The 523-nt window shown below is 65.0% G+C and carries 1 protein-coding gene; it reads left to right on the forward strand.

All coding sequences use genetic code 11. The annotated features are described in order from the left end of the window. Nucleotides 1-523 (forward strand): cbb3-type cytochrome c oxidase subunit I (locus tag NA10_RS35120; protein WP_174562598.1); only part of this gene is annotated, 523 nt, incomplete at both ends.

A 523-nucleotide genomic window follows, 5' to 3' on the forward strand; every position in this document is an offset into this window, starting at 1 on the left:
AACAGTTCAATCAGCTGTTCACCATGCACGGCACCATCATGCTGCTGTTCTACGCCACGGCGATCGTGTTCGGCTTCGCCAACATCATCCTGCCGCTGCAGATCGGCGCGCCCGATGTGGCGTTCCCGCGACTGAACGCGTTCAGCTACTGGCTGTACCTGTTCGGCGGCACCATGGCGACCGCCGGTTTCATCACCCCGGGTGGTGCGGCCGACTTCGGCTGGACCGCGTACACCCCGCTCTCGGACATCGTCCACTCCCCGGGTGTCGGCGGCGACCTGTGGATTCTGGGCCTGGCCGTCTCCGGTCTGGGCACCATCCTCGGTGGCGTGAACATGCTGACCACCGTGGTCTGCCTGCGCTGCCCCGGTATGACCATGTTCCGGATGCCGATCTTCACCTGGAATATCGCTGTCACCAGTGTGCTTGTGCTGCTTGCCTTCCCGCTGCTGACCGCGGCGCTGTTCGGCCTGGCGTACGACCGGCACCTGGGCGGGCACATCTACGATCCCGCGAACGGCGG

The sequence above is a fragment of the Nocardia acidivorans NBRC 108247 genome (assembly GCF_001625085.1).
GTDB lineage: Bacteria > Actinomycetota > Actinomycetes > Mycobacteriales > Mycobacteriaceae > Nocardia > Nocardia acidivorans.